The following is a 25866-nucleotide window of genomic DNA, read 5'->3' as shown; positions in this document are numbered from 1 at the left end:
GTCGCGCTCGCGCAGTGAATCATCTCATGCCGTCAGGCGCTACCGGTTTTTCGAAGTGTCCAATTGGCCGGATGGAGCTCAGTAATGAGACCAACCTGGCCGAGGTGAGTGATTACGCCGTTCGCGTCACCCAGAGAGCTTCGCCCGCGCTCCACGTCCGCGCTATCGATACGACCGTCCAGATTGCAGGCCATCCTCGGCGGGAAGGCCCTTGGGCTCTGGTGCGGCGGGTGCTCGATCGGCTTGAGGCCGCGGTGTAACCCGTCAATTATGAGGCATTCCTTTGACCATGGTTGAAGCGACCCGCCGGCCTGGCCCCCATGCGATCCTCGACAGGCTGAGCCTGATCAACGCCCGCCGGCACGTGATCCTGATTGCGGCGGATCCGACCTTGGTGCCAAGGGCGCAGGCATGGCTGCACGACGAGGCCCGGTCGCTGGCGGTGTATCGCTACTGGCGCTTTATGTTAGGTCGTCGTCCTCTCGCGGTGGCGCTGAGGCTGCTGGTCGAGGACAGCGCGCGGGGGCGCTGGGTGCGCAGCGGCAATCCGTTTTCCCTGGTAACGCCGGTGGAGCCGGAGGCGCAGCGCCGTGCCTGGTACCGCCAGGCGAAGCGCGAGGTGGCAATGGCGTTCGGGCCGCTGCACCGCGAGTTTGCGGCGCGGGAACGAAGAGAACTAGACGTACTCGAAGTGGCGATGGCGAAAGCCATTGCAAGGGACAGGCTGCATTCGCGCACGTGAACCGGGGCGCCGCCGGCGAGCCGCATGGTTCTGCGCAGCCTGAACCTCCCCGCGTTGCACGCCTGCATGGCCTGGCGCGCGCGTGGAGATCGGCGACGGGCCTGTGCTCGCTCTGTCGCTTGTGGCTGGCTCCTGGCGTCGTTCTGTCCGCCACGGGGGGCGCTTGTCTGATTTTACCATGCACCGGCGCCGAAGCGGCGAAGTCAACGCCGTCGCAACGGGCGCTGCGACCACGCATGCGATCCAGCCTGCTCATGGACCGAAGGCAGGACTGCGACCGAAGGCAGGACTGCGATCGCCACGTCGCGCTGCTCCGTTTGGCTGCGCAATTTTTTTAGGAATCTGCCTGGCCGCCGGTTTGCCCGTCCTAAGACGTGTAACTTACAAAAAAGACGAGGATTTACAATGTCAGACCAAGAGCCCGTGCCACCCACCGCCAAGCCAGACGGGCTTCGATGGTTTGGCGCGGCGGAGCCGGCGCTGGTTCTGGGGCTGGGCGTCGGTGCGCTGTACTTTGCGGGCTGGTCCTACCAGCGCGCTTTTCTGCTCCGCTTCAGTATCGATCCGCAGGCGGCCACCGCATCGAACCTGGCCGTTGGCTTTCAAGGGGCGGTGGCGATTGTTACCAGCGCTGGTACTGGGCTGCTGGTGGCGGTCCTTGCCTTCGGGCTGATCATGCTGGGTATGGCGATCGCGCAGTGGCGAGGGCGGACAACAGGCAAACCGGTGGCATCGCCGCTCCCTGAACTGGCGAAAACCGGGCGGATCATTGGTCTCACGATCGGCGGCGTGGTCGTCCTCTCCAGCGGTGACGTTGCCGCCCAGCGAGATGCGAAGGAGCTGGTCGACCGCGTTCAGCACCGTCAGGGTTGGAATTACCACAATAGAGCCGGCGTGGTGCACGGCGTTCCAATCGCGCAAACCAGCGAGCGGGTCTGGCTACTCACCCCAGCAGGGATCGTGCTGCTCAAGCTCGAAGACATTCGCGGGATCGATGGGCCGCTGTTTCGTGAGATACTGGCGGGTCGCTAACCCACGCGGCACGGCGCTGTGGCCGGCCGGACATGGGGCCGGCCGCAGCTCATTGATCGCTCCGATGTCCGTACAAGAATACTTGAAAACCCGCGTTTATCGGTCATTCCGGAGGGGCGAATCGCTTGACGTCTTGATACATATATGTATCATTGTCGGTTGCGGGGGCACGGGTAAACGGACATGACGTACTCCCCCGAGGCGCTGGCTGCGGCCTGGCGACTGCCGGCGGCTGGCCGGCACAGATTGGCGGTGCTGCCGCGTGATCATTTCGAGAACTGCCTCGACATCGACGCTGCGCTGCTGCGCCTGTTCGGGGCGCGCGCGCTCGTCCGCGCGTGGCTGTGGCGTCGCCAGCCTTGGCTCTACCACAGCCGACCTGTCGAGGTCGCGCTGTCGTCTTGCGTGGGCAGCGGGCATTTACGGGCCAGGCTCCTCTTCGAACTGGCGGAACAGGGGCTCGACGAGGGCGCCTGGGGTGCCGTGCCCATCGCTTTCCTCACATCGGACTGGGCACGGCCATGAGCCGGCTGGGATTGGTCCTCGACATCGAGACCGCGCCGGATCGGGACCTGCTCGCAGCGTGCGGGCTTAGCCCGCGGGTGGCCGAACGCCGCGCCTGGCTGCACCGGCTGGCAGCGTTTGCAGCGCTGGCCTATGAGGAAGGTGAGGGCGGAGCCCTTTCGGGTTTCAAGCTGACCAGCAGCCTGGTCGCGCCGCGCGGCAACCTAGCGGCGGGCGCGGCAGACTGGCCGGACGAACCCGCCGCGCTCGCGCAAATCGAGGGACTTGTTGCCGGACTGGGCGAGGATGGGGTGCTGATCACGTTCAACGGCCGCCGGCACGATGTGCCGTTTCTGCTGATGCGGCGGCGTGCCTGCGACATCCCGGCACGCGCGGCGCTGGCCCGGTATAGCGGCTGCGCTGCCGCGAATCACGGCGATGTGATGGAGCAGCTGGTCGCCGCCGGACATGGTGCCGGACGCGCCGCCGCCCGGCGCTGGCCGTCGCTGGCAGGAGCCTGTGCGGCGGCGGGTATCCCGCATGCGGCGCATGCGCAGCCAAACCGGATTCCGGCGGCAATTCGCAAGAGTGAGACCGATGTGCTGGCCACCTTCCTGCTCCATTTGCTCTGGCGCGCCGGGGGTAACCCGGCAGCGCCCTGTTTCACCGCCGGGTGGGCGGCGCTCGCGCGCTGGTGCGTGGCGGGCCCGGCGAGCCTTCACCGAACCCAGTTTGCCACCTGTGCCGGCGCGCGCGCGGCGATCCAGGCGGTGGGCGCGGCGGGGTGCTGGCCCGGCGCCGGGTGAAGGCACGCCAAGGCGAGCCGGGGGCAAGCGCGCCCAGCTGACGCCAGCAGTCTCAAGACCACTGGTGGCATGGAAGAATTTTCGGCTAAAGGGCAGGATGGATTCTGTCCTGCTCAGACTTGGCGCCAACGTGAGGGCCTTGCGCGAAAAGCGCGGCCTGACCCAGGATGCGCTTGCCCGCGAGGTTGCGACGACGCGCAACTCCATCGCGCGCCTGGAGCGCGGAGAACAGAATTCCACCGTGACCCTGCTGGCTCAGATTGCGGCCGCATTGGGGGTTCGAACGACCACCCTGTTGCGCGGCTGTGACCGCGAACCTTGAAGGTGAGTGAAAATTCAAATAAGCTGATCTAGGCCACAGAAAACCTCATATCTTTGCCTCTGACGTGATACATATATGTATAGTGCGTATATCCGTCAAGAGGCCCGTCATGAGCTATGTTCTCGAGTGGCAAATCGATGCGGGCAAGCCTGCCGCCCGTGCGGTCACGCAGGTGCGGGTGTTCCGCAATTGGGGAGGGCTCAAGGCGTTTCTCCGGTCCCGGACATTCCAGCGACGCGCGGGCACGGAATTGCGGCTGCAGTACCGCTGCGGCGATTCGGCGTTCGCGGAAGTGATCACGACTTTGGATGCGGCGCTGGGATGGGATCCGGCGTGTCGCCGGCTACCGCCTCCCCTGCTGAATTCGCAGTGGGCGGCCAAGCTGAGCGCGCTGAGTGTTCGAGCGCTATTGGTTGAGCGATGGCGCCGCGAGTTGGGTACGGCACGGGAGCTGTCGTTACTGACCGCGGAACAAGTCACGAGCCTGGTCAGTACACTCGAGGCGATGCTGGTGGAGACCGCCGGCCCCACCCTCGCGAACTAGGCCGGCCGGCCGCGTTTTGGGATCGATCACGGCAAAGCCACTCGTCTCACCGCTCCCCGCTGCCGCGACCGGATTGCGTGTGTTTCGAGAATGCGGGGTGTAGATACTCTGCAGACAGCGACATGGCCCAATGACGACAGAGAAGCTGGGTATTTAGCGATTATGGCTTGCTAAAAGCGTTCAGAGATTTCGATCTGGCGAAGAAATTAGTGAAGTAAGCGTGAAATTTGTTCGCCGAATCGACCAGATCAGGCATGTTCTGGGTCTGCGGAATCATCGTTGCGGGGGCATTGATGAAGGGGGGCGCAGATGGGTGTCGGTAATCGCTGGATTCTGTTCATTTGCGCTGTGTCGTGTACGCCGGCCAGTGACGATAGTTCATCGTCTGCAGCAAAGCAGGAGGTCGCCGAGTCGGTCGCTGCGGAAAGCGCGACGGCCGTGGCGGCGCCGAGTAGCGGGTCCGAACCCCCATCGTTCGTGTTCGCGGCGATTAAGGCGCCACCTCCCGGCATTACCATGGTGCTGCGAAAGGGGGCCATTGCGAAGCCCGAGGATTGGCCGGCGACGTTTGCGCACACTGCCAGCAAATGCACCGCCAACCAGGTTGGGCCGCGGGCCGTCATCACGGCGGCGCACTGCGTTCGTTATGAACAGGCGGTGGGAATGGAAGGCCCGGCTGGAAAGGTCATACCCATGACCTGCCATATCCCGTCGGAATTCCTGAAGGATCCGGTCGCCAACCCCACACTCGATGTCGCTATCTGTCTGCTCGACACGCCGGTGCCGCGGGTCCGCTATGAGCAGCTGTCGTTGACGCCGGAATTGCTGGCCGGCGCCAGCGAGGTCTTGCTGACGGGGGCCGGATGCACCGACGAGGATATGGGGGAGTTCGGGACCTTGCGTTACGGCGAGTCGCCGATTGAACGGCGTCCGACTTCGGCCTCGGGCCTGCTGCGGACCAAGGGCGGGGCGGCGACATGCTTTGGGGACAGCGGCGGCCCCGTGTTTGTCAGCGGCGCGGCATTGACGGACCGGGTGCAGATCGGTGTGGCCTACAGCGGTGAGATCGCTGGAGGGAGCATGACGGATCAGTCTCGCGTGGCGACGCTCGCGTTTGCGCCGGTAGCCGCCTTTATTCGTGACATCTCGGCCGAGATATGCGGTGCCGGTTGGCAATCCAGCAAGTGCCGGAGAGTCCAGTGAGGCGGACGGCGAGGGGGTGGCTGGCGCTGGGCGCCTTCGGGCTTGCCTGGTGCCCCGCGGCCGCTGCGAGCCAGGCGCTGATCCGCGTGCGGGCGGGAGCCGGCGTCAACGCCGCGGCCCAACGCATCCTGGCGGAGCAGGCGCAGGCCCGAAATCTGACCATCCATGCCGGCGAGGACCCGGTCGCGGCAGTCCGGACCATTTGCGGGGATTACGATAAGGACTTTGCCGCGCTGCTCGCCGCGGACAACCGCGGTTTTGCAATGCGCGCCGCTGACCAAGACCGGATCCTCAAGGTCCCGGCCTGCTTTTTGATCTACCGCCGAGCGATCGCCGTGGCGGTCGACCGGCAGGAGAGTGTCGCTGACGTTGCCGACCGGGTTGTCGGCGCCTCGGGGATGGTGACGGTGAACCGGATGGCTGCGGACAACCCGGCGCTCGCGGAGGGCTTTGCCGCCGATGGTGTGACCGAGGACGAGGCCAAGCGAAACTACAAGTTTGGGGACGATACCAGTGTCATCGTCACCTATTCGACACAGGCGGTCATTTACCGGCTTAAACCCGGGATCCCGGCAGATCGCACGATCCGGGCGCTGCGGCGCGCCTTGCATATTGAGCAGGCCGCCGATGAACCGGGGCATGCGCGCCTGGTGCCGGCGCTCGCCGCGGGAGCGGATTGCCGTAAACCGCAGGAGGCAGACGCCGTGTGGCCCTTCGATGCGGAGCTGCTCGCCCGGTTGCTCGAGCGGGAGCCGCCTCCCAAGCGCCTGGCGGTGATCGGGATTGCCGATAGTGGGTTGTATGACTTGCCCAGTGCCCAGTTTCCCGAACCGGTGTTCACCGCGCCGCGTGCGCGCACCGATCAAAGCTATTCGAACGATCAGTATGGCGCGGTGCTATGGCGGCGCAGCGGTCCGCCGACCCCGTTCGATGATTTCGCCGATGCCGAGCATGGCACCCTCATAGCCTCGTTGGCCCTGGGCGGGCCGGCGTTCTTCCAGGCGTTCGGGCCGGGCAAGCTGGCGCAGCGGATCCGGGTGCGGGTGGTGAACGTGGTCGATTCGCGGGCGCCAGGTGGGATCATCCCGCTGAACAACATTGCCGATGCGGTCAGCTATCTATCGAAAAGCGGCGCCAACATCATCAATCTGAGCCTCCAGGCGCCCGATGCTCTGGGCTCTTTCCCTGACGTCCTTTCCGCCAACCACGATATGCTGTTGGTGGCCGCGGCGGGCAACGACCGTACGGATTTCCGCCGAACCTCGCTCTATCCGGCTGCTTATGGCGGCGCGATGGGGGATTACAGCGACTTCGTGTTGTCGGTGGCGGCGCACGATCAGCACGGCGCGCCGGCGGTGTTCAGCGGCCGGGGTGCCAGCGGCGTCGACCTGGCGGCTCCTGGCTGCACCGTGGCCGCCATTGGTCGCGGTAACCGGCCGCAACTGGCTGAGGGCACATCGCTGTCGACGGCACTCGCCTCGTTCGGCGCCGCCCTGCTCTATTCACAAGGGCTCGAACCGCCCGATATCAAACGCCGGCTGGCGCAGACCATCGATTGGACGCCGGCGCTCGACGATCTCACCGCCATGGGCGGAAACGCCAATTTCCTGCGGGCGGTGAGCCTCTCTCGCGACGTCTTGACCACCCAGCGCGGCGTGCTGCGTTTCGGTCATGTCAAGTACGGGATGCCCGGCACCCGCGATGTCTGCGAGGATATGCAGGTCCCGGACATTGCGCAGCTCGCCAAGATCAGCGTCGACAAGACCGCGATGGTCCTGCGCTTTGGGTACTTTCTTGGCAATGGCCAGTACCTGATCGGCAAATGCGCTCCGCGCCGCGATGTCGATATCTATTTTGAAGAGGAGGCGGTCGATGGCGCGCCCATCGTTCATCATGGTGCCGATGGCGAGACCGCGGACCGCATCGCGCTGGCCGACATCCTCGATCTGAGCCTGGCCTGGCCCAGCCGCTGACATGCTTGTACCGTTCATGAGGGGAAACGATATGCGCCTTGTACGATCTGCCGTCCTGGTCACACTGCCTGGTCTGGTGCTTGCGGCACCCGCTTTGGCCGCTGACGCCCTGATATTGCATACCCAATATCTGCCCAAGGCGACGCTCAGCGCGGTTGTCGCCGAGACCTTGCTGGAATGCCCTGCTGGGGGGACGTCGCCACGGGTGCGCAGCGTGGTCACGATCGATACCGCTTACGCGGCCGACCTGACCCGATCGTTTGAGCTGAAGCCCAAGAGCGGCTTGCTGTCGGGTGTGGGTTTCGACCTGGAACTCTACGACGATGGGCGCGTGAAGGCGGTCAATGCGACCTCCGAGGGTGCCGGTGGTGAGGTCGTGGCGGGGTTGTTCAAGGCCATCGCCAATATCGCCATTCCGCTGATGAGCCAGGACCGCACGCCGGTCCCGCCCTGCCTCCCGGCGATCCAGGACAAGGTGACGACGCTTGCCAGACTGCGCAGCGAACTGACCCGGCTCGAAAACGACGCGCAGTTGGCGGCGGACGATAAGGCGAAGGCGGCCGCGCAGGCCAAGATCGCCCCGCTTCAGGCTCGCATTGAGGCGCGGGAAAAGGAGCTCACTCTAACCACCGATCTGGAACTCGTGCCGGTTTCGGACGGCAGCGCGCGCCACTGGCAAACGGCTCCCAGCGATCGTCCAAAGTATGACCGCTGGCTGCAGATCGGGACAAATGACTGGGGGCGGGTCCCAGCCAGTATCTTCCAAGGGGTCAACCGCTATGTCCTGTCTGTGGCGTTGGACGACTCTGGCGCCCCGTTGCGCACGGCTGGTGCGAACGGCGCGGTGGCGATCGCCAACGGTATAGCCGCGGTCCAGCCACCGGTGGCCACGGCGCGTGTCTGTACCTGGGACGCCGCCGCTCAGGAATGTCTGAATGTGCTGAAATCGGTGCCTTCCACCGTGCCGCAGGTCGCGCCGTACCGGACCCTGGCGCTCAAATCATCGGCCTTCGGCAGCCGTAGCCTGTCAGCCGCCTTTGACCCCAGCGGTTCTGCCAGCAAGATCGGGTATAAGAGCAGCGCCGAGCTCAAGGACGTGGTTGCCGCGGCAAACGGGGCGGCGGAGGCCGGCGCGGTCCTGCGCGACCGGGCGACCCAGGATCTCATCCGCGCGGCCGCCCGCGAGGAAGCGGAAATCAAGCTGATCGAAGCGCGCAAAAAGAAGGCGGACCTGCTCGCACCGGCGGAATAAGCATCGCCCTCGCGAGGTGAGGCGCGGCCGCGGGTCAGCCGCCGCGCGCGAGGAGTTCGCGGGCCAGGGCCCGGCTGCGCTGGCGTTCCGCAAGGAGTTCGGCACGGGCCGCGAGCAGGGCGATCGCCAGCTCGCGCTTGGAGCGGCGCAGCAACTGCGGCGGTGGTGCCGGGCCGAGCCGGCGGCGCTGGCGGCGGGGCGGCGGCGCATGCTGAGTGTAGAGCGCCCGACAGGCCGGGTTGTTGGCGATCGTCGACTGTGCGACCGGCGGCAATTCCGGCGCCAGCCGGCCGGTCTCGGCGCTGATCGCCGGCAGGCTGACGCGCGCGCCGCGCGCCACCAGACTGGCGATGGCCACAGCCACCCGGGCAACCGAAGCCGCGCTGCGCGCGCGGCTGGCTGTGGCCAGGGCCGGTGACGGGGCTGGCCGGGCGGAGGCACGCGGCGAAGACGATCTCGTCGGGGCGTCTCGCCGAACGCCGCCAAACGCGGATGGCACGAGGATCATGGCAGCGGATCGTAAAAGGCGGCGAGCAGCTTGACCATTTCGGCCCACATCGGCGGCAGCGGGCGGGTGTAGCCGTGGACCGCAGCGGCCTGATCGACGCCGCCGGGATCACTCGAAATGCGGGGCTCGCGGTGGTGGAGCAGCGCAGCGATGGAGCGTAGCGACTGTCCCGTATGCAACAGATGCCGGGCGATGCCATGGCGCAGGTCATGGCCGCGCTGCGAGGTCGGCCACAGCGGCAGTGCCAACGGCAGCGTCAGCGCGCCTTGCGCCAGCGCGCCGCCGTCGCGCTGATACAGGTAGACGGCCGGACCGCATTTGCGGCGCAGTCGGTAGTCGGCAGGCACGACGCTGAGCGACCAGCCGTTGGCGCGGACAATGCGGACAACATCGAGCACCGCCTCCATGTCCTTTTCCGCCAGCAGATAGGTCTCGGGCGCTGTCCGGGCCTTGGCGACGGCCTGGTAGCCCCACAGGCAGCGGCTGTCGGCCTCGACGGGCAGGAACGCGTCATGGGTAAAGACCTGCTGCATTGTCTCCCCGATCCGGGCGCCGCGCATGATCGAGCGCCCCAGCGCGCGGCCGATCGCCACGGCATGATGGAGTTCGTGGATCGGGATGAGGGTGATGCCGCGGCGTAGCGATTCGGTGGCGAGGCGGATGCGCGGCTTGCCGAGGTAGTTGAACAGGCGGGATGTCGCCGGCGACTGCGGCCACATTACCGGCGGCAGTAACCGGTCGCGCTGGGCCCGCTGCGCCGAGGAGGCATGGCAGCGCTTCAGAAAGCAGCCGGCGCGGTACATGGCGAGCAGCGGCGGTTCGCCGGCCTCGCTGCTCGCCGCGGTATCGGCGGAGACGTCGAGGCGATCGGCGGGACTGCGCGGCCCGAGATACGCGAGCAGATAAGGACTGCCGCCGGCCTTGCTGAGGGCCGTGGCCAGGATCGAGGGCACGCGCTCCCCCAATTGCACCGGCGTGACCACGGCGAAGTCGAGTACGCAGGTGCCTTCGCGGGTGGCGCTGTCGGGAGCGGTGCGCGGCATCGTCACGCTGAAGCGGGCGCGGCCGCCGACAAACGGCGCGGCGCCTTCGTCGATCAGCCGGCACTGGGCGTCGAATGTTTCGCGGATAGTAGTGATTTCCTGGAAGCGGGTGTCGTAGGCGCGGTAGGTCGCCGCCGGGTCGAGGGCGGTCGGTGCGCAGCTGTGGTCGCGCCGCAGATCGCGCATTGCGGCGGCGCGGTGGCGCAGGCGGCGGGCCTGGGGGTTGAAGAGCGCGTGCGGCAGCGTCAGGCGCCAGGGTTCGTAGTGCTTGGCGATGTCGGGATGGCGCAGCATGTAGCTGTCGATGACCGCCAATTGCCGAACCCATAGTGTCCAACTGGTCTCGCGGGTCTGCGGCTGGTGATGCTCGTCGGCGAGGAAGCCGCGCACGGCGGCGACCATCATCGCCGCGGGAATCGCAACGAGTTCGCGGCCGACCGGCGCGCCGGCGGCGACCAGGGCCGCGTCGAGATGGCGCAGCGGCGCCGCCATGGCATTTTGCGATTCCCCGGAAATCCCGCGGCCTGCGGCGAGCGCCAGCACCAGTGCGGCCGCGAGGCGGACGGCGGCTACCTGCAGCTTATCGATGGCCACGGCCCGCCGCCGGCTCGGTGCGGGCAGCTCGGCGCCGAGGTCGGCATCGAGATAGGTTTCCGGCAGCGGCCCGAGCAGGCCGGCCAGCCATGGGGCGAGCGGGTCGGCGGGGCGGTAGGTCGCGCGACTGGCAATATGCGGCAGATGCCCGAGCCGGGCGCAGAGGCCGGCATAAGCTGCCGGCAGGTCCTTGGCCTGGCCGCCGAGCAGGGCGCGCAGACGCTGCCGCGAGGGCACTTCGCCCGGCGCGAGGGCGGCTACGACCAGGTCGAGGACGCGCTCGGGATGCGGGAAATCGGGCAGGCGAATCGCGGCGCGGTGGCGGCGATAGCCGGCGAGGGTCTCCGCGCTCGGACCGTCCGCTGCCGCGAGATAGGCGTGCAGCGCGGCGACTTCGCGGGCATAGGTCGGGCGCCCCAGCCGCGGTGGCAGAGGCGTCGCGGTGACCGCGGGAAGGTCGATGCGCCACGGGGCGTAGCGCGCGGCAACGGTCTTGTGCCGCTCGAGATAGGCGTCGTTGCGCTTGAGCTCGCGGCGCCAGATAGTGCGGTGGTTGTTGCGGGTGGTCACGGCATAGCGGCGGTCGTGCAGGTAGCGGCGCAGCGCGGCGTCGCGCGCGGCCGGATCGCCGGCCGGGCAATCGGCCCACGCGGAATCGAGATGGCGAAACGCGCCGCACAGCGCATTCTGCTTACCGCGGGGCGCGCCAGCAGCGGCAATCCGGGTCAGGGCCAGGCCGGCGGCGAGGCGCACATCGGGGACGGTGAAGGCCGCGACTGCCAGCGCGATACGCAAATGGGGTGCCGGCCAGGGCGCCGTATTGCCACCCGCGAGGGCGGTTTGCGGCAGGGGCCCCACCCAGCACTTCAAGCAGCCACGGCGCGAGCGAATCCGACGGGCGGTACATCGCGACGCTGCCCGAAGCGGGCATTTCTCCGCGAAAGGCGCAGGCCAGGGCGTAGGCATCGGTCATCTCGACGGCGGAGCCGCCAAGCAGCGCGTGGAGCGCCTGTCGCGTCAGGTGCCCGGCGGGCAGGGCGCCCGCGGCCCGGCGCACGATCGCGGCAGGATGCGGACAATGCGCGAGCGGGATACCGGCGCGGTGACGACGGTAGACGGTGAGAACTTCGAGGGTGCGTTCCACATCCTTGGCGGCGGCTGCGGTATCTCGGGTTCCGTCCGCGCCGGCGTCATCGCTCCCGGCGCCAGAAAGGCTGGCGAGCCAGGTCTCGAGCGCCGCGACCCGGGATGAGTAATCGCGGCGGTAGAACCGCCCGTCGTGACCGCGCGGTCGGGGACCGGGAAAGGCCGGGAGCAGGTCGGCGCGCAGCCGATCGTCGCCGGCTTGGCGGGCCGCGGCAGCACCCGGTGCGGCCCCGGACGGAGTGCGCGGGGTGCGGGAAGAGCGTGAGATGCGGGGTGTGCGGGTCATGACAGGTCTCCGGACAATTCCGCGATAGCGCGGGCGATGCGGGTGGTGGCAGGGTTGCGGGCTGGCGCCGCCGGCCAGGATCCGGTCTCGCCGCCGGCGGGATCGGGTTCGGCATAGAGGGTCTCGGCGAGGTCACGCTGGGTCAGGAAGCGGAACTGCGGGGCGTAGTAGTGCGCCATCGCCGCGCCGCTGCGCCAGCCCTGCAGCAGGGCGAACTGTTCGATGCGGGCGGCCTCGATTTCGGGGGTTTCGGACATGCGGCGAATGGCGAGCATCGCGCGCAGGGCATGCTCGTGGCGCAGGCGATGGGGGGTGACGTGGCCGATCCCCAGGCGCTGCATCGCCGGTCGGAAGTAGGTGGTGCGAAACTGCATCGGGGTGATGCGGGTGCCGCGCGGGCCGAGCAGCAGCGGCTGGGAAAGCAGCGCCGGACTGATCCGCTGGGCCGGGATGCCGCCGCCGGCCCAGCGCCGGATCTGGGGAAGACCGATGCCCGTTTGGGCCGCCCGCTCGCCGCAGACGTAGGCGGCGAGTTCGGCGGCGACCGCTTCATTGAGGATCAGCAGCTTGGTTCGCGTGCCGCGCGATCCCTTGTTGGGCGCCAGCAGTTCGCGCTGGGCACCGCGCACGATCCAGTCGCCCAGATTGAGCGCCAGGGGTTCGCTGATGCGTGCACCGGTCACCGCAGCGATCCGGGCGGCGAGCGCGACACCTTTTGGCCATTCGCGCGCAGCGGCGAGGATCCGCGGCGTGTAGACCTCGGCGTCGAGCGCGGGATAATGTTTGGCAAGACCGACCACGTTGAACTGGTTGCCGGCATAGCGGGCGAACGGGCTGGCCCAGGCCGGCGCTGGGCTGCTGGCGAGCAGCCGCGCCAGCATCGTGTGGTTGTCGACCTTGAGCGGATTGGCGTGCGGCCAGCGGCCGAGGATGGCCAAGGTGTCGAAACAGTCGCGCAGCAGCAGCAATGCGAGGGTGGTGCGCTTGAGCCCGGCGGGGCTGCCGGCGCGGGGCGAACCGACAGGATCCGCGGCGTTGCCGCCGAGCACCCGCTCCGGTGCCCGCACGGTGTAACTGCCGTCGGCATAGGAACTGGTCCGCACATGGTAGCCATGGTGCTGGAGGGCCTGGATGACGGCGCGGCGGGCGCCGGCGACGGTGCTGAACAGCAGGTCCAGCCAATCGCGATGGGCGGCGACGACCGGGCCGAACACGGCGATGAACGCCGACAGGTACAACCGCTGGCTGCTGGGGCTGCGGGTCTGGTCGACGGCAATCTCGCTGAGCGCGCTCGACAAATCCGCGTGGACCCGGTTGTCGGGACCCAGCACGAGGCAGCGCCGATCGTCGTCTCCCGAAGGGTAGAGCGTGAGGCCATGGGCGAATGGGCGACCCCAGCCGGCCCCGGGCTGGATCGGCTGCGCTGCTGCGGCACGGTTGGCGTCGCATGGCCCCCTGCACGGCGCCGCCGGCGGCGAAGGCAGCGCCGCAGCGACAGGGACAGGGCTGGCCGCGGCCACCACGCTGTCGGTCAGCGCCAGCAGGGCGGTGACCTCGCGGCCGCGGTGGGTGCTCGCGTGCCGGCGGGTGGGATGGCAGCCGGCGCGGTGACGCGGGCGCGCAGCATGGGGGTGGCAATAGGCCATGATGAAATCCTCCCGAAGAGAGGACCGCGCTCGGTGGCCGTGCGCCGCAAAGGCGGCGAGGCCACCGAGCGGGATAGGTTACGCCGGCGTCTTGTGCAGGCGCGGGTGGAAATGGCTCCGCGGCGTGCGCGGGGCGGCCTTGGCCTCCAGGGCCCGGCGTCGTAGCGGCTGCGGCCGGAGGACGGGCGCAGCCGGTTGCGGTTCTTGCGGTGCCGCCGGGGTCCTGGTCAGGCCTGCCGCCCGGTGACGGACGGCGGGCCGGGTTATCCTGGCGGACAGCGCGGCGGCCAGGTCATCGTCCAGCTTCAGGGCGGCACGCTCGTGGCGCCGGGCGCCGGTTGCCAGGGCGGTAAGCGGCACGGCGGACGGTGCGAAGGGCGGGCTCCATGGCCGCGCGGCATAGACGCGGGTGTCGTCGCCGGGGGCGAAGGTGACCACCACGCGCAAGCTGACGCGCACGGCGTTGTCGGGGACATCGAAATGGAAGGTTCTGGGCATCACTGCTCTCCTGTCAGCGGGCCGCACACCATCGTCCGCCGTGGGGGGCGGGGGCGGTGGGCCGTGCAGCACCGGGCGGGCCGCATCCGTGAGGGCCGCATCCGTGAGGGATTGCCGGCGTCGCGGTTCGGTTCAGGGTGACATCGTCGGCCGGCGGGCAGGCGGGCGGCAGGACAGCGGGCGGGCTATCCGGGGCGGGCGGTGCGCGCGGGCAGGGGGCGCCGGGTGGCGCTCAGGCCGGGGGTGCGCGCTGCGCGGGCGGGCAACGATGGGTGGGGAGCAGTAGGTCCCCGCTTGTGAGGCGACCGTCTGCCGCGCGCGCTCGCCGGTCGGCGGCCGAGTCGGCAGAGCGCCAGTCTACGCTCCTTGGCGGCCGCGGGGAAGCCGGGATGGCACGGGCGCGGACCGACGGGAAGGCGGGCAGGGGGTGCGACAGGCGCTGCGTCTGCCGGCGCGGCCGGCGACCAGGCGCGATTGGATTGGCGGCGAACGGGCGGGCGGCGGGGCGGGCGCGGAGCGCAGCGCGGGCCGCACACGGCCGCCGGGCGGGCGCTGCGCCGGGGCGGCGGCGCTTGAAGTGCTCGGGCCAGCCCGCGCGGCGCCGGGGCTGCGGCCGGTCAGGCCGCGCGGGCGATTCCGACCGCTTTTCGTTGATGGGGGGGGACGCACGCATTTTTTCCATTTGGCCCTCCCTTTCCGAAGGTTGCTTGAAGCGGTTCCGTGAACTTCAAGTGGACGAACAGGGCTCAAGCGCTCTCCACGGCCACTGCTATCGATACGGCACTCGTTTAATCAGAAACACACATCGAAGACGGACACGCAGACGTTCGTCGCTAAGCAGCCGCTGTGAAGGGCTGGCTGCATAATTGTTCTTATCTTCGAATATATTTCATTTAAAAACTGAGAACATTTAACGCTATTCACCAACATAAAGTGGCGAATGCATAAAATAGCCAAATTCTGGTGCGCGCTAATTTGTTCCGAGGAAGCCCAATTCAAAGATGTGATTTTGAGGCAGGCGTATTCAGTTTGCCTGAAACTGCCTGTCTTTCGGTCTTTCCTTTGTATCGGCTTCAGTATTTGCTCTCATCATCGACAACATCGGTCAATGGAAAAATCCTGCAGCAGTCGGATTAGGGCAGTCAATCGGCTCATTTGAAAGGTCAAATCAAAGGTTCCGCAATTGGAATTGACGGATATCGGCGAATATTCTCGTCATTGGCGCCAAGAGGCAACTGAGTAGGTCTTAATGTGCCAACTTGAAATCCATGCCATGCTGTTGATTCGGCCAAGACCACTGCCTGCGAAGCGAAGTCGCGAAAATTAACGTGCAGGAGAATTTGGGCTTTTTACTGGTCGGGCAAGCTTCACGCGATCGGGTGCATACCTTGATCGCATTATCGATGATGAGGAGGAGAATTGGGTATCAAAAGAAATTTGTAGGGAGCAAGCGGAGCAAAGGCGGCATCGATCACCTGCGGCCCATCAGTTATGGTGTAAATTTATACCCATTCTCGGGAGTGGAATGTGGACACCATAAATATCTCCGATTTGAAGAAAATTCGGGGTCGCGATATCAAAAATATGGCACCCGATGGCTCAATTCTCATCTTGTCCTACGGCAAACCCGTAGCGCGACTCGTACCGGTGGAGCCTCCCAGGAAGCCAATCGACGTTCAGCGGATGAGAGAGTTGGCGAAGCGAAGCGGCGGAGCAAATAGATCGCCTGTTGCGCCGCGCCCTAAACAGTTGGTGGAACCAAGCGTCGGGGCAAACAATTTGGCCGTTGCGTCGCAGGGCAGATTGAGCAAGCCAGGGCGTGTGTACTGTTTGGACACTCAGGTGCTCATGGCTGCGTTCCGCAAAGAAGCCGCTAGCGAAGCGGTGTGGAGATGGCTGGATCAGCAATCTCCCGAGCAAATCCTGGTTAGCGAAATGACGCGCCTCGAGGTGGTTCAAGGCTTCTATAGTAATGGCGGAAATTACGACCAAATGGCCGAACGGATCGCAGGATTTCGGTCAATGACAAACGGGTCCTTGGTGCCGACATGTATCACACCGGAGGAATGGCGTATTGCTGCGGAATACTGCGTCGCGTGGTCAAAATTCGCACATCCGTCGATTGCATTAAATTTTGCAATTGCGGTAGAGCGGGGGGCTACTGTCGTCTCTACGGACGAAGAGGTTTTGATACTCGGTCGGTTGTTCGGCGTGGACACGATACATCTGCACTGACGCCCAACTGGCGCCCTGAACCGAAAAGCTTGCGAACAATGATTGTGCGATCGGATCGCTGTTACGCAAATCGCCTTCGTTCGCAGATCACGGATCATGACCGGGATAGCGATCTCCGTTCGCCATGGCAGGCGGCGCCTTACTTTTCAGGTTTCCGGGAAGGCTGGCTGAGCACGTGATGCAGGTTGCCCAGGGGTACCGCGATGTTTGCGGCGGCGGTTGGGGCGGGGTGCACGCTGAGCCGGTGTTGCGGGAATATTCGGCATTGAACGGCGGCGGCGGACTCCAAGGCCCGCGTCGATTGGTGCGACGGGAAAACGAGGGGTTTCCGTTCGCCAATGACTTTTGCAGAGTGTGAGCGGGGCAGGCTGCAGGTGCGCCGTCACAATCGGGATTTTGTTCACGACCTTTCGAAGATTCCGCAAAGCGGTCGCCTTCGAATAGCGGTCGGCCATGGCGTTTCGCCCGGCATGGCCAAGCAGGTCACTGCGCTTTTCCTCGAAGACTTCAGCGTCCTTCAATTCCGTTGATACCAGGTGCCGGAACGCATGCATCGCTTGCCCGGGCTTCAGAAATGGCAGCTGCCGAGCCACGGCGCGCCAGTAGCGCTTGTAGTAGACGTCGCCCATTTTCTGGCCTGGCGTGCCCGGAACGAGATCGGGAAACAGCAGGCGTTGTCCGTCTCGCCGCATGGCAGCCACGTACTCAAGAAACCCAAGTCTGATGAGTTCATCGGCGATCGGGATCAGTCTTTTCGAACGCGGGGTTTTGACCCGACCGGTCTCGGTCGCCTCAATCCGGAGGTGAGGAATGTCGTCCTCGACGTCGATGTCGGTTAGCATAAGCTTGGCGAGCTCGTTCCGGCGTCCGCCGGTGTAGTGCGCCAGGAGCGGGAGCCAATAGCCGGCGTCATGGACGATCCGCGCACCCGGCAGGTTGCGCCGCCCGATATTGTCAAAGCCCGTCCAGGTCGGGAGCTGGAAGAGCATGCGGGCCTGATCGGCGGTGAAGGCGTCGCGCTGTTCGCGGCTGTCGCCAGCCTCATCGATGATGAAGTCGGACCAGTCCAACTCGGTCATTTGCGGCACGCGCTTCTTCACCCATTCGCACAAGCCTCGTAAGAAGCGAAAGTGGCGGTTGGTAGTCTGCGGCATCAGCCCGATAGCGTCCTCGGAGAGCTCGCCAGCCGCGACCCGGCCTTCTGCCTCAATCGCGATTTCTTCCAGGGTCATCGCCTCATGCCGCGCCGTCTTGTGATGGCTGCGGGCCGGTAGGCGGTCGAGCAGGGCGGCGAAGCGATCGAGGTCGGACTGTGAAAGCTGCCAGATCGGCCCCGGGCAAGCCTTGTTGAGGAGCATCACGGCGCTCTCGAATTGGCGAAGCGTCTTCGGATCCCAAGTATGGCGCGCCTTCTTGAGCTTGGGCGCGGCGCCGCCGCCCGCTTTCGGCTGTCCGGCAATAAAGCGCTGGCCGGCTTGCAGGACGGTAACTCGTGCCCAATCGGCAGATGGCTGATCCGCGGGCGGTTTTGTCCGTCGCCGCGCTGCATCTGCGCGATCGCGAACCGGCACGCCGCGTTCAGGCAGATGAGGTTGGTAAGGTGGCAGCGGATTGTCCCCATTCTCCTCGGGCGGGACTGATCCAAAGGGATAATCGGTCGTTGAAGGCTGGATGGTAGGTACCAGATCATAGCCGCTGGCCGGCGAGAGCAGGCGCTGGCGAAACTCCGTAATTCCGGCGATGCGCGCCTCATGGATGATCTTCAGCATGGCCTGGCGTATGGCGGCGCCGTCGGTCAGAGCGAACTGGGCGATTGCACCGTCGACCTCGGCATCCCACATCGCGATGGTCTGCGAATTCACGATCAGCCCCTCGGCGGCGAGCTTTGCGGTCGATGCCGCGTTCGGCATGCCACCGCGGACCACGGCACGGGAACAGCGCTCGACGCCGTCGAACACGCTCTCAACTTGGGCCTCCGGATCGACATGTGGGGGCGTGGACCGCACGATTTCATGATGCAGCGCCTCGAGGTGATCGCGCTCGGCGAGCAGGCGCTGGCGAAAAATCTCGCAGCGCTGCAAGAAAGGAATGGGCGGGTCGGCGCGGTCCAGCCCGCGCTGCAGGAAGTCTGCAGCACTCGAAAGGTGGGCCGCGCGTGATCTCGCCACTTCGAGTCTCCTCGTCAGCAAGCTCAGCGATATACGGTATTTCGCGCCGTCGGACCAGCGCACCTGCTGGCGGTAGTAATAGACCGCACCGCGGCGAAACAGCTGGGAGCACGTGCGCATGAGTTTTGACTCACTCGATGGCTACACGTCGTGGCGACTCGCCGGAACGCGCGCCTAGCCGCACTCCTATATCAACGAGTTATCCTAACCTGGCTGGGGCGGCAGGATTCGAACCTGCGAATGCCGGTACCAAAAACCGGTGCCTTACCACTTGGCGACGCCCCAGCAGGGAGTGCGCGCTTAGCGGCTAAAGCCGGTGCTGAAAAGCCCTTATCGAAGAGTTTTCCAGAACCGGCTTCCATATGTGCTCTCAGGCCTTGAGAACGGCGTCGATATCCGCGGCGGAATGGCGTTCCCGGACGAATCCTTCACCGTTGCGGTTGACGATACGTCCGCGCTGGACGGGTTCGCGGGCGCCCAGTTCCTCGCCCCAGCGCATCAGGTTTTTGTAGCTCGGCACATCCAGGAACGTTGCAGCGTCGCCATAGGCATCGCCGCGCACGAAGCCGCCGAACCAGCCGTAGGCGGCGATGTCGGCGATCGTGTAGTCCGCGCCCGCAAGATAGCGGGTTTCGCCGAGGCGCTTGTCAGCCACGTCGAGAATGCGCTTGGCTTCCATCGTATAGCGATTGATCGGGTATTCGTACTTTTCCGGGGCATAGGCATAGAAATGCCCGAATCCGCCGCCGATCAGGGGCGCGGTGGACATTTGCCACATGAGCCAGGACAGGCATTCAGCGCGCTCGGGGTAATCGGCCGGAACGAACTTTCCGAATTTATCCGCGAGATAGAGTAGGATCGCGCCCGATTCGAAAATGCGAACCGGCTTGTCGCCTGAGCAGTCGAGCAAGGCCGGGATCTTCGAATTCGGATTGATCGAGACGAAACCCGAGCCGAACTGATCGCCTTCGCCGATATTGATCAGCCATGCGTCATACTCGGCTTCCTTCACGCCGGCTGCCAGAAGTTCCTCCAGCATGATGGTGACTTTCTGCCCATTGGGCGTACCCAGTGAGTAGAGTTGCAGGGGGTGTACGCCCCGCGGAAGTTCCTTGTCATGCCTGGCACCGGCAGTCGGGCGGTTGATGCTGGCCCATTCGCCGCCGTTGCCCTTATCCCAGGTCCAGACTTTCGGCGGCGTGTAGGTGGGATCGGCCATGAGCAACTCCTTGATGTGTCGGAGCCAGATCTAGGGAGCAGGGGAGGGGCCGACAAGGCCGGGGAGCATCTTCGCGGCCCGCTTTAGGCTGTAAGCGACATAAACCGCTTCCTTGCCCTCGACTTTTCATGAATGTCATTTTAAATCAATTGTCTAGCGGGATTTTTGCGACCTGATCCGGCCGCGCCGCATAGATAGGCAGGAGGCCAATGACAAAGACTATCGACGCGCCGATAGCGCCAGCGGGCCGCAGGCAACCCTCGCGTCGCCGTAACAAGGGGTTTCAGGAAACCCATGCCTTGCTGATCGATACTGCAGTGCGGCTCATGTCGGAAAAGGGCACGGAAGCGTTGTCGCTTTCCGAGGTGGCGCGCGAGGCGGGGGTCAATCGCACCACGGTCTACTATCATTTCGACAGTCGCGAGGCCTTGCTGGCAGCGGTGCGGGAATGGTCTGCCAATCAGTTCGCAGCAGCCTTCGCACCTTCGGATACGGCGGAGAACCGCACGCGTTTCATTACGCGCTTCGTCATCGAAAAGCCCGAGGTGGTCGCGCTGTGGACGGAGGAATTCCTGAGTCCCGGTCGTGTGGTCGAGCGTTATCCGCATTGGGATACGCTTGTAGAAGGCCTGCGGTCGCAATTCGTGGAAGGCGTTGAAACGGCGGATATCGATGCCGAGGCTTTCGCAGCGCTGCTGCTGACCTGGGCAATGATCGGCCCGCGCGTCTATCGCAACAGCGTGCGGCCGGATCTGTCGCTGGAGGAAACCGTGGACCGTCTGGCACGCTCGCAGACCGCCATGCTGCGCCTGATCGGCGTGACGCCGGGGCGTTAATTCGCAGCGGGTGTGCCGTAAGGCAGGCGAAGTCCTGAGGCCCTTCGACAAGCTCAGGATATCCCCCAGGCCTTCGAAATGCCGACCTTGAACGCGCCTATCCGTAGTGGGCGCCTTGCGGCGGCGCCTCTAATCGGCGCAACGGGCGCGGCGAGATATCGTACTAGGTGCCGGTTGGAGAGGCGAGGAGTGCAGGGGGCAATGCCCCCTGCTTTTTCCTTTTTTACGAGACCTTGCGAATCCAGCCATGGGTATCCGCCGCTTCGCCGCGCTGGATCGAGACCAGGCGGTTCTTGAGCTTGGCGGTAAGCTGGCCGGGGCCGCCCGAGCCGATCACGAACTCACCGTCGCGGCCCGAAACCTTGCCGACCGATGTGACGACTGCCGCGGTGCCGCAGGCGAACGTCTCGACGAGCTTGCCGGAGGTGGCATCCTCGCGCCACTGGTCCAGGCTGTACTTGCCTTCCTCGACCTTGAGGCCTTCCTCGCGGGCGAGCTGAAGCAGGCTGTCGCGGGTGATGCCGGGCAGGATCGTGCCAGTGAGGGCAGGAGTCAGCAGAGTGCCGTCCTCGAACACGAAGTAGAGGTTCATGCCGCCCAGTTCCTCGATCCACTTGTGCTCGGCGGCATCGAGGAAGACGACCTGGTCATGGCCGCGCGAAATGGCTTCGGCCTGGGGCACGAGGCTGGCGGCGTAGTTGCCGCCGCACTTCGCAGCGCCGGTGCCGCCGGGGGCGGCGCGGGTGTAGTCCGAAACCCAGATCGAGACCGCCGGGGCGCCGGACTTGAAGTAGTTGCCTGCCGGGCTGGCGATCACGATGAACTTGTACTGCTTGGCCGGGCGCACGCCGAGGAAAGCCTCGGTGGCGATCATGAAGGGCCGCAGATAGAGCGAAGCGCCTTCGGCCGCCGGTATCCAGGCGCTGTCGATCTTTACCAGGCGTTCGATCGCCTCGACGAAGAGCGCTTCGGGCAGTTCGGGCATGGCGAGGCGCTGGGCCGACTGGTTGAAGCGCGCCGCGTTGGCTTCCGGGCGGAACAGGGCGATCGAGCCGTCGGCCTGCTTGTAGGCCTTGAGACCTTCGAAGATTTCCTGCGCATAGTGCAGCACCGAGGCGGCCGGATCGAGCGCGATCGGCTGGCGCGGGCCGACGACGGCATCGTGCCAGCCCTGCCCTTCGGTCCACTCGATCGTCACCATGTGATCGGAGAAGTTCGTGCCGAAGCCGGGATTGGCAAGTACGGCCTCACGCTGCTCCGTGCCGACGGGCGAAGGGTGGGGCTGGGTGGTGAAAGTCAGGCCGGCATCGGCGAGAGTCGCCATCGAACTAGTCCTCTTTATATGCGTTTCCGGCGGGCGTTGAATGAAAATTACATTCTTGGCAACCGAAAAGTAATTTTGATACTCGCTTTTATAGCATTACCACGCCGCTGGGGTGAGGCAAACACGATTGCCCCTAAACCACAAAAGACACCATGGAAGGCGGGGCAGTGCAGGAGTGCGTTTGCGTCGGGAAGCGGCTGAGGGCCATTGCGAATTTCGCCTTTCGACATGCGCCGGATGAGCGCCCTGAAAGGTTCCGCTTCGCAATCCGGAAATGAAGGCCCCTAAATGAGAAGGGCCGCCCCGGTTGCCCGGTGCGGCCCTTCGCATGGTCAGCGGCCGGGAAGTGCCGCCAGCGAAAGCCTTTATCGCTTCATCAGGATTTAGCGATAATGCCTCGCGACGGAAATTGCCGACCTCTCTGCTGAACCATGAGACATCGGATCACCTCCTTTCGCGCTGTTGAGCCAAGGTTGCCGCCCTGGATATTGCACCGAGCGGCTGGACTTCGGAATGTTCCGGGCGCGTTTCCCGTTAACCCTTCGTCCTGTGGAATTTGTGTCCGATTCCGCAGCGCACAACAAGCCTTGAAAACATCTTTTTTGCGGTCATTATCGACGCTTCGGGCAAGTTTTCCCCAGCCTGCATGCCCTGCCAAAGGGTGGTTTCTGGGGAGTGGTGACTGCGGCCTGAAACCTCCTGAAATCGCTGATTTTTGTTTCGAATCGCCTTGCGTGGGAGCGATTTTTGCCGGGTGATTCCTGTTCACTTTTGGTCATAGCGAAAACGAGAGGGACTCAGGCGAGAACGGCCTGCTCCTATCCTTCTGGAAATCCGGAACGGTACGGAAAGGCTTGGCGATCCGAAGGGCGGGTCAGCGGCAGTCCTCGATGACTCGCGAGATTTCCGACCAGCTTGGAATATAGAGCGGTGCCATGCCCTGTGCCTGCACCATGAAGCGTCCGCGGCTGAAGGCCATCGAATCGAGCAGGCGATCGCTTGCGGACAGATCGACCTGGATGCCGCCGCTGACGGGATGGGCGGCCAGGGCGCGATTCGTGTCGGAGGTCGTGATCGCCAGCGAGGCCGATCCTGCGCTCGTTCCGCTGCGGAACAGCGAGATCGTGGAGGCGGCGCGGTTGCAGCGGATGCCGAATGTGCCGTTCGCGAAGCTGGCGATGCCAGGGCTGGTGATGCGCCAGTCGCCCGGCGTTTGCGGGGCATCGCGCCAGTCCGTGGGCGGCGGAGGGGTAGGCTTTGGCGGCGCGGCGGGCGTCGTCGGCACCGGGCGCGGCGCCTGGACGGGCGGCTTTGTGGCCGGAACGCAGGCGGCGACGAGAGCCAGTGCGGTCAGGGGAGCGGTCGCCAGCAGCTTGCGGGACAACGAATGGGCGTCGGTGCGCCGGCGCGGATTTGCCTTCATCCCCTTGGTATGGAATGAGGCGCCGCTCATCTCAAGTATGCAAAGCCATGACTGACCCGATCGAACCCCGTCCCGTCGAAAAGAAATCAGGCGCCGCACCCAAGGCGGCGAAGGTCCGCGTCGATCAGGCGCTGGTCGATCGCGGTCTTGTCGAGAGCCGTACCCGCGCGCAGGCGATGGTGCTGGCGGGGCTGGTCTTTTCGGGCGAGACCAAGATCGCCAAGCCCGGCCAGAGCATCAAGTCCGATGCCCCGCTTGACGTGCGCGGGCGCGATCATCCGTGGGTCTCGCGCGGAGGGATCAAGCTGGCCCATGCCATCGAGCATTTCGAACTCGACCCCACCGGGGCCGTGGCGATGGATATCGGCAGCTCGACCGGCGGATTCACCGACGTTCTGCTGACGAACGGGGCGCAGCGCGTCTTCGCCGTGGATTCGGGGACGAACCAGCTTGCCTGGAAGCTGCGGCAGGATCCGCGCGTCACCGTGCTGGAGCAGACCAGCGCCCGCATCCTGACGCCGCAGCAGATCGATGCGCCGTGCAACTGGGTCGTCTGCGACGCCAGCTTCATCGGTCTGGCTAAAGTGCTGGAAGTGCCGCTGAGCCTTGCCGCGCGCGAATGCCGGTTGGTGGCGCTCATCAAGCCGCAGTTCGAGGTCGGTCGCGGCGAAGTGGGCAAGGGCGGCGTCGTGCGCGATCCGGTGTTGCACGAGCGGGTCTGCAACGAAGTGCGCGACTGGCTGGAAGCGGATGGCTGGGTCATTCAGGGCATCGTCGAAAGCCCGATCAAGGGGCCGGAAGGCAATATCGAGTTCCTCGTTTCGGCGCAGCGTGGGTAATTTTCCCGGCCTGTGGCAATTGCGCACAAGGCAGGCTCGTTACACAACCCGCGTATCAACGCCGTTTTTCCTGATTCGGGAGTTGCCAAGGGAATGAACCTGATCGCCTCGTCCGGCCAGTTGCGCGCCAGCCTGCTGCGCTGGGCGCTCGTGCTCGTTCCCCTCGTCGTGCTCCTCGGCTTCGTATCCGGGCGTATGGCGCAGAGCGGGCCGGGCAATCCCTGGTTCGATGCGCTGGTGAAGCCGGACATCTATCCGCCGCCGATTACTTTCGCGATCGTCTGGACTATTCTCTACGTGCTGATGGGCGTGGCGCTGGCGATGGTCTGCGCGGCACGGGGTGCGCGGGGACGCGGTCTGGCGGTCGTCGCCTTTGCCGTGCAGTTCGCACTCAATCTGGCCTGGAGCCCGGTGTTCTTCGGCGCCCACCGGATCACGGGCGGTCTGGTCGTGATCGGCCTGCTCGACCTTGCGGTGCTGGTAACGATCGCCCTGTTCGCGCGGATTCGCCCGGTCGCGGCACTGCTGCTGGTGCCCTATCTCGCGTGGGTCTGCTTCGCGACTTATCTCAACTACGCCTTCCTTCAGGCCAACCCTGCGCTCGACGGCGTGGAAGGCCCACGGGCCGTCCAGCGGTTCGAGATTTGAGCGTCTGCTTGCTGGAAAATCGCCGGAGCCTCTTGCGCGGTTTCGCGCAAAATACCAAATAGGCCCCATGCAAAGCGAAAACCCCTTCGTCGCCGATTTCGTCAAGATGATGAACAGTGCTGCCGGCACGCTCGCCGGCGTGGGCCGTGAAGCGCGCGACAACGCGCGCGAGCGCTTCAAGGAACTGCTGGGCGACATGGACTACGTCACCCGCGAGGAGTTCGAGGCCGTGAAGGAACTCGCCGCCACCGCGCGCGGCGAAGTCGAGGCACTCAAGGCGCGTATCGAGGCACTCAAGGCGCGTATCGAGGCGCTCGAAGGCAAGTCGGGCCAGTAAGGCCGCTCTTCGCTCCGAAATCCGGGACCATGTAAAGACGCGGGGGAATTCCTCCGCGTTTTGCGTTTCCGGTCGCGACGCTTGTCATGTCGCAGCGCGAACGCCATTAACCGCACCTCATGCAGCTTCGCGCGCCTGCCATAGTCTGCGCCGCCCGCCCGCACGGCGAGGCGGCGGTGATCGCCCGGCTGCTTACGGCCGAGGCGGGGGTCGTCGCGGCCTATGTCGCCGGGGGCAGGGGGCGGGAACTGCGCCCGGTGCTGATTCCCGGCAATGCCGTGGAGGCGGAAGTCCGCTCCAAAAGCGACAGCCAGCTTCCCTTCGCGCGGATCGAACTCGTCACCAGCCGCGGTCCCTGGTTGACCGAACCACTGCCCGCTGCCGCGATTTCCTGGGTCACGGCGCTCACCGCCATGGCTTTGCCGGAACGGCAACCGTTCCCTGCGCTCTACGATGCCCTCTGCGCCTTGCTGGACGCGATCTGCGTCGCGCCCTCGGCGCGGGGCTGGGCCTTGCCGCTGCTGTCCTACGAGGTCCTGCTGCTGCGCGAACTGGGTTACGGCGTGCCGGTCGGCCGCCCCGAGGACGACGATTGGGGCGCGATACTCACCACTTTCGACCGGCTCGGGCGCGAGCTTGCGCGCTATCCGCTTGCCGATCGGCGTGGAGACGCTATGGGGTCGCGCGTCCTGCTGCGTGAGCGGCTGGCACGGATTCATGGCTGAGAAGCAAGCGGAG

At 65.5% G+C, this 25866-nt stretch carries 25 protein-coding genes and 1 tRNA gene; 17 read left to right on the top strand and 9 right to left on the bottom strand.

Features of this window, described 5'->3' with window-relative positions; translation table 11 throughout:
* Positions 1 to 71: 71 nt before the first annotated feature.
* The 10 genes from AC4D6D_RS11105 (at position 72) to AC4D6D_RS11060 (ending at position 8378) form a co-directional block, all read left to right on the top strand.
* On the top strand, positions 72 to 260 hold the full coding sequence (locus AC4D6D_RS11105) for a hypothetical protein (RefSeq protein ID WP_491325314.1): 189 nt from the start codon (positions 72 to 74) through the stop codon (positions 258 to 260).
* A 29-nt stretch (positions 261 to 289) separates the two neighbouring features.
* A complete protein-coding gene (locus tag AC4D6D_RS11100; RefSeq protein ID WP_491325313.1) occupies positions 290 to 742 on the top strand; it encodes a hypothetical protein in 453 nt (150 codons plus the stop codon).
* 405 nt (positions 743 to 1147) lie between these two features.
* Positions 1148 to 1774 carry a hypothetical protein gene (locus tag AC4D6D_RS11095; RefSeq protein ID WP_491325312.1) on the top strand — a complete coding sequence of 209 codons (627 nt, stop codon included), beginning with the start codon at positions 1148 to 1150 and terminating at the stop codon, positions 1772 to 1774.
* Between the two features lie 183 nt (positions 1775 to 1957).
* Positions 1958 to 2299 carry a hypothetical protein gene (locus AC4D6D_RS11090; RefSeq protein WP_491325311.1) on the top strand — a complete coding sequence of 114 codons (342 nt, stop codon included), beginning with the start codon at positions 1958 to 1960 and terminating at the stop codon, positions 2297 to 2299.
* Positions 2296 to 3084 carry a 3'-5' exonuclease family protein gene (locus AC4D6D_RS11085; protein ID WP_491325310.1) on the top strand — a complete coding sequence of 263 codons (789 nt, stop codon included), beginning with the start codon at positions 2296 to 2298 and terminating at the stop codon, positions 3082 to 3084. The genes AC4D6D_RS11090 and AC4D6D_RS11085 overlap by 4 nt, the downstream gene beginning before the upstream one ends.
* Positions 3085 to 3181: 97 nt before the next feature.
* A complete protein-coding gene (locus AC4D6D_RS11080; protein WP_491325309.1) occupies positions 3182 to 3406 on the top strand; it encodes a helix-turn-helix domain-containing protein in 225 nt (74 codons plus the stop codon).
* 109 nt (positions 3407 to 3515) lie between these two features.
* The gene (locus tag AC4D6D_RS11075) at positions 3516 to 3950 is read left to right on the top strand and encodes a hypothetical protein (RefSeq protein WP_491325308.1); all 435 of its coding nucleotides are present in this window, start codon (positions 3516 to 3518) and stop codon (positions 3948 to 3950) included.
* Positions 3951 to 4259: 309 nt separating this feature from the next.
* Positions 4260 to 5153: a trypsin-like serine protease gene (locus AC4D6D_RS11070; protein WP_491325307.1), complete on the top strand. Its 894-nt coding sequence runs from the start codon at positions 4260 to 4262 to the stop codon at positions 5151 to 5153.
* Positions 5150 to 7126, top strand: a complete 1977-nt coding sequence (locus AC4D6D_RS11065; RefSeq protein ID WP_491325306.1) for a S8 family serine peptidase — start codon at positions 5150 to 5152, stop codon at positions 7124 to 7126. The genes AC4D6D_RS11070 and AC4D6D_RS11065 overlap by 4 nt, the downstream gene beginning before the upstream one ends.
* Before the next feature lie 94 nt (positions 7127 to 7220).
* Positions 7221 to 8378 (top strand): hypothetical protein, encoded by a 1158-nt coding sequence (locus AC4D6D_RS11060; RefSeq protein WP_491325305.1) that lies wholly within the window; start codon positions 7221 to 7223, stop codon positions 8376 to 8378.
* A gap of 34 nt (positions 8379 to 8412) precedes the next feature.
* Here AC4D6D_RS11060 and AC4D6D_RS11055 read toward each other — a convergent pair whose 3' ends face one another.
* Together AC4D6D_RS11055 and AC4D6D_RS11050 are read right to left on the bottom strand one after the other, a co-directional pair.
* Complete coding sequence (locus AC4D6D_RS11055) at positions 8413 to 8736, bottom strand: hypothetical protein (RefSeq protein WP_491325304.1); 324 nt, start codon at positions 8734 to 8736, stop codon at positions 8413 to 8415.
* Positions 8737 to 8882: 146 nt separating this feature from the next.
* Positions 8883 to 11318 (bottom strand): hypothetical protein, encoded by a 2436-nt coding sequence (locus AC4D6D_RS11050; protein WP_491325303.1) that lies wholly within the window; start codon positions 11316 to 11318, stop codon positions 8883 to 8885.
* 283 nt (positions 11319 to 11601) lie between these two features.
* Here AC4D6D_RS11050 and AC4D6D_RS11045 point away from each other — a divergent pair, with 283 nt between their 5' ends.
* On the top strand, positions 11602 to 11775 hold the full coding sequence (locus tag AC4D6D_RS11045) for a hypothetical protein (protein WP_491325302.1): 174 nt from the start codon (positions 11602 to 11604) through the stop codon (positions 11773 to 11775).
* A gap of 176 nt (positions 11776 to 11951) precedes the next feature.
* On the opposite strand, the gene AC4D6D_RS11040 is transcribed toward AC4D6D_RS11045, so the two are convergent.
* Entirely contained in the window at positions 11952 to 13286 is a 1335-nt protein-coding gene (locus AC4D6D_RS11040; RefSeq protein WP_491325301.1) for a hypothetical protein, read from the bottom strand.
* 393 nt (positions 13287 to 13679) lie between these two features.
* A complete protein-coding gene (locus tag AC4D6D_RS11035; RefSeq protein WP_491325300.1) occupies positions 13680 to 14099 on the bottom strand; it encodes a hypothetical protein in 420 nt (139 codons plus the stop codon).
* A 1527-nt stretch (positions 14100 to 15626) separates the two neighbouring features.
* Here AC4D6D_RS11035 and AC4D6D_RS11030 point away from each other — a divergent pair.
* A complete protein-coding gene (locus AC4D6D_RS11030; RefSeq protein ID WP_491325299.1) occupies positions 15627 to 16334 on the top strand; it encodes a PIN domain-containing protein in 708 nt (235 codons plus the stop codon).
* 146 nt (positions 16335 to 16480) lie between these two features.
* Here AC4D6D_RS11030 and AC4D6D_RS11025 read toward each other — a convergent pair whose 3' ends face one another.
* The 3 genes from AC4D6D_RS11025 to yghU all read right to left on the bottom strand — a co-directional run bounded on the left by AC4D6D_RS11025 (position 16481) and on the right by yghU (position 19721).
* Entirely contained in the window at positions 16481 to 18622 is a 2142-nt protein-coding gene (locus tag AC4D6D_RS11025; RefSeq protein WP_491325298.1) for a hypothetical protein, read from the bottom strand.
* A 90-nt stretch (positions 18623 to 18712) separates the two neighbouring features.
* Positions 18713 to 18787: transfer RNA gene (locus AC4D6D_RS11020), tRNA-Gln, on the bottom strand.
* 85 nt (positions 18788 to 18872) lie between these two features.
* A complete protein-coding gene (gene yghU, locus AC4D6D_RS11015) occupies positions 18873 to 19721 on the bottom strand; it encodes a glutathione-dependent disulfide-bond oxidoreductase (RefSeq protein ID WP_491325297.1) in 849 nt (282 codons plus the stop codon).
* Positions 19722 to 19930: 209 nt separating this feature from the next.
* Here yghU and AC4D6D_RS11010 point away from each other — a divergent pair, with 209 nt between their 5' ends.
* Positions 19931 to 20557, top strand: coding sequence for a TetR/AcrR family transcriptional regulator (locus tag AC4D6D_RS11010; RefSeq protein WP_491325296.1), 627 nt, complete (start codon positions 19931 to 19933; stop codon positions 20555 to 20557).
* A 223-nt stretch (positions 20558 to 20780) separates the two neighbouring features.
* On the opposite strand, the gene AC4D6D_RS11005 is transcribed toward AC4D6D_RS11010, so the two are convergent.
* Together AC4D6D_RS11005 and AC4D6D_RS11000 are read right to left on the bottom strand one after the other, a co-directional pair.
* A complete protein-coding gene (locus AC4D6D_RS11005) occupies positions 20781 to 21881 on the bottom strand; it encodes a branched-chain amino acid aminotransferase (RefSeq protein ID WP_491325295.1) in 1101 nt (366 codons plus the stop codon).
* An 874-nt stretch (positions 21882 to 22755) separates the two neighbouring features.
* Positions 22756 to 23304 carry a hypothetical protein gene (locus AC4D6D_RS11000; protein WP_491325294.1) on the bottom strand — a complete coding sequence of 183 codons (549 nt, stop codon included), beginning with the start codon at positions 23302 to 23304 and terminating at the stop codon, positions 22756 to 22758.
* A 47-nt stretch (positions 23305 to 23351) separates the two neighbouring features.
* Here AC4D6D_RS11000 and AC4D6D_RS10995 point away from each other — a divergent pair, with 47 nt between their 5' ends.
* The 4 genes from AC4D6D_RS10995 (at position 23352) to recO (ending at position 25853) form a co-directional block, all read left to right on the top strand.
* Positions 23352 to 24143, top strand: coding sequence for a TlyA family RNA methyltransferase (locus AC4D6D_RS10995; protein WP_491325293.1), 792 nt, complete (start codon positions 23352 to 23354; stop codon positions 24141 to 24143).
* Positions 24144 to 24236: 93 nt separating this feature from the next.
* Entirely contained in the window at positions 24237 to 24791 is a 555-nt protein-coding gene (locus AC4D6D_RS10990; protein WP_491325292.1) for a TspO/MBR family protein, read from the top strand.
* A 67-nt stretch (positions 24792 to 24858) separates the two neighbouring features.
* Entirely contained in the window at positions 24859 to 25128 is a 270-nt protein-coding gene (locus AC4D6D_RS10985) for an accessory factor UbiK family protein (RefSeq protein ID WP_491325291.1), read from the top strand.
* 119 nt (positions 25129 to 25247) lie between these two features.
* Positions 25248 to 25853: a DNA repair protein RecO gene (gene recO / locus AC4D6D_RS10980; protein WP_491325290.1), complete on the top strand. Its 606-nt coding sequence runs from the start codon at positions 25248 to 25250 to the stop codon at positions 25851 to 25853.
* Positions 25854 to 25866 lie beyond the last annotated feature (13 nt).

The sequence above is a fragment of the Novosphingobium sp. BF6 genome (genome assembly GCF_058273105.1).
Note: the sequence above shows the minus strand (reverse complement) of the source record. Positions and strands in the feature narration are given on the sequence as shown.

Bases quoted from the DNA above. Each gene is read 5' to 3' on its own strand.
- AC4D6D_RS11105 (WP_491325314.1), top strand. From the start codon at position 72: ATGGAGCTCAGTAATGAGACCAACCTGGCCGAGGTGAGTGATTACGCC.
- AC4D6D_RS11100 (WP_491325313.1), top strand. From the start codon at position 290: ATGGTTGAAGCGACCCGCCGGCCTGGCCCCCATGCGATCCTCGACAGG.
- AC4D6D_RS11095 (WP_491325312.1), top strand. From the start codon at position 1,148: ATGTCAGACCAAGAGCCCGTGCCACCCACCGCCAAGCCAGACGGGCTT.
- AC4D6D_RS11090 (WP_491325311.1), top strand. From the start codon at position 1,958: ATGACGTACTCCCCCGAGGCGCTGGCTGCGGCCTGGCGACTGCCGGCG.
- AC4D6D_RS11085 (WP_491325310.1), top strand. From the start codon at position 2,296: ATGAGCCGGCTGGGATTGGTCCTCGACATCGAGACCGCGCCGGATCGG.
- AC4D6D_RS11080 (WP_491325309.1), top strand. From the start codon at position 3,182: ATGGATTCTGTCCTGCTCAGACTTGGCGCCAACGTGAGGGCCTTGCGC.
- AC4D6D_RS11075 (WP_491325308.1), top strand. From the start codon at position 3,516: ATGAGCTATGTTCTCGAGTGGCAAATCGATGCGGGCAAGCCTGCCGCC.
- AC4D6D_RS11070 (WP_491325307.1), top strand. From the start codon at position 4,260: ATGGGTGTCGGTAATCGCTGGATTCTGTTCATTTGCGCTGTGTCGTGT.
- AC4D6D_RS11045 (WP_491325302.1), top strand. From the start codon at position 11,602: ATGCGCGAGCGGGATACCGGCGCGGTGACGACGGTAGACGGTGAGAAC.
- AC4D6D_RS11035 (WP_491325300.1), bottom strand. From the start codon at position 14,099: ATGCCCAGAACCTTCCATTTCGATGTCCCCGACAACGCCGTGCGCGTC.
- AC4D6D_RS11025 (WP_491325298.1), bottom strand. From the start codon at position 18,622: ATGCGCACGTGCTCCCAGCTGTTTCGCCGCGGTGCGGTCTATTACTAC.
- yghU (WP_491325297.1), bottom strand. From the start codon at position 19,721: ATGGCCGATCCCACCTACACGCCGCCGAAAGTCTGGACCTGGGATAAG.
- AC4D6D_RS11010 (WP_491325296.1), top strand. From the start codon at position 19,931: ATGACAAAGACTATCGACGCGCCGATAGCGCCAGCGGGCCGCAGGCAA.
- AC4D6D_RS11005 (WP_491325295.1), bottom strand. From the start codon at position 21,881: ATGGCGACTCTCGCCGATGCCGGCCTGACTTTCACCACCCAGCCCCAC.
- AC4D6D_RS11000 (WP_491325294.1), bottom strand. From the start codon at position 23,304: ATGAAGGCAAATCCGCGCCGGCGCACCGACGCCCATTCGTTGTCCCGC.
- AC4D6D_RS10995 (WP_491325293.1), top strand. From the start codon at position 23,352: ATGACTGACCCGATCGAACCCCGTCCCGTCGAAAAGAAATCAGGCGCC.
- AC4D6D_RS10990 (WP_491325292.1), top strand. From the start codon at position 24,237: ATGAACCTGATCGCCTCGTCCGGCCAGTTGCGCGCCAGCCTGCTGCGC.
- AC4D6D_RS10985 (WP_491325291.1), top strand. From the start codon at position 24,859: ATGCAAAGCGAAAACCCCTTCGTCGCCGATTTCGTCAAGATGATGAAC.
- recO (WP_491325290.1), top strand. From the start codon at position 25,248: ATGCAGCTTCGCGCGCCTGCCATAGTCTGCGCCGCCCGCCCGCACGGC.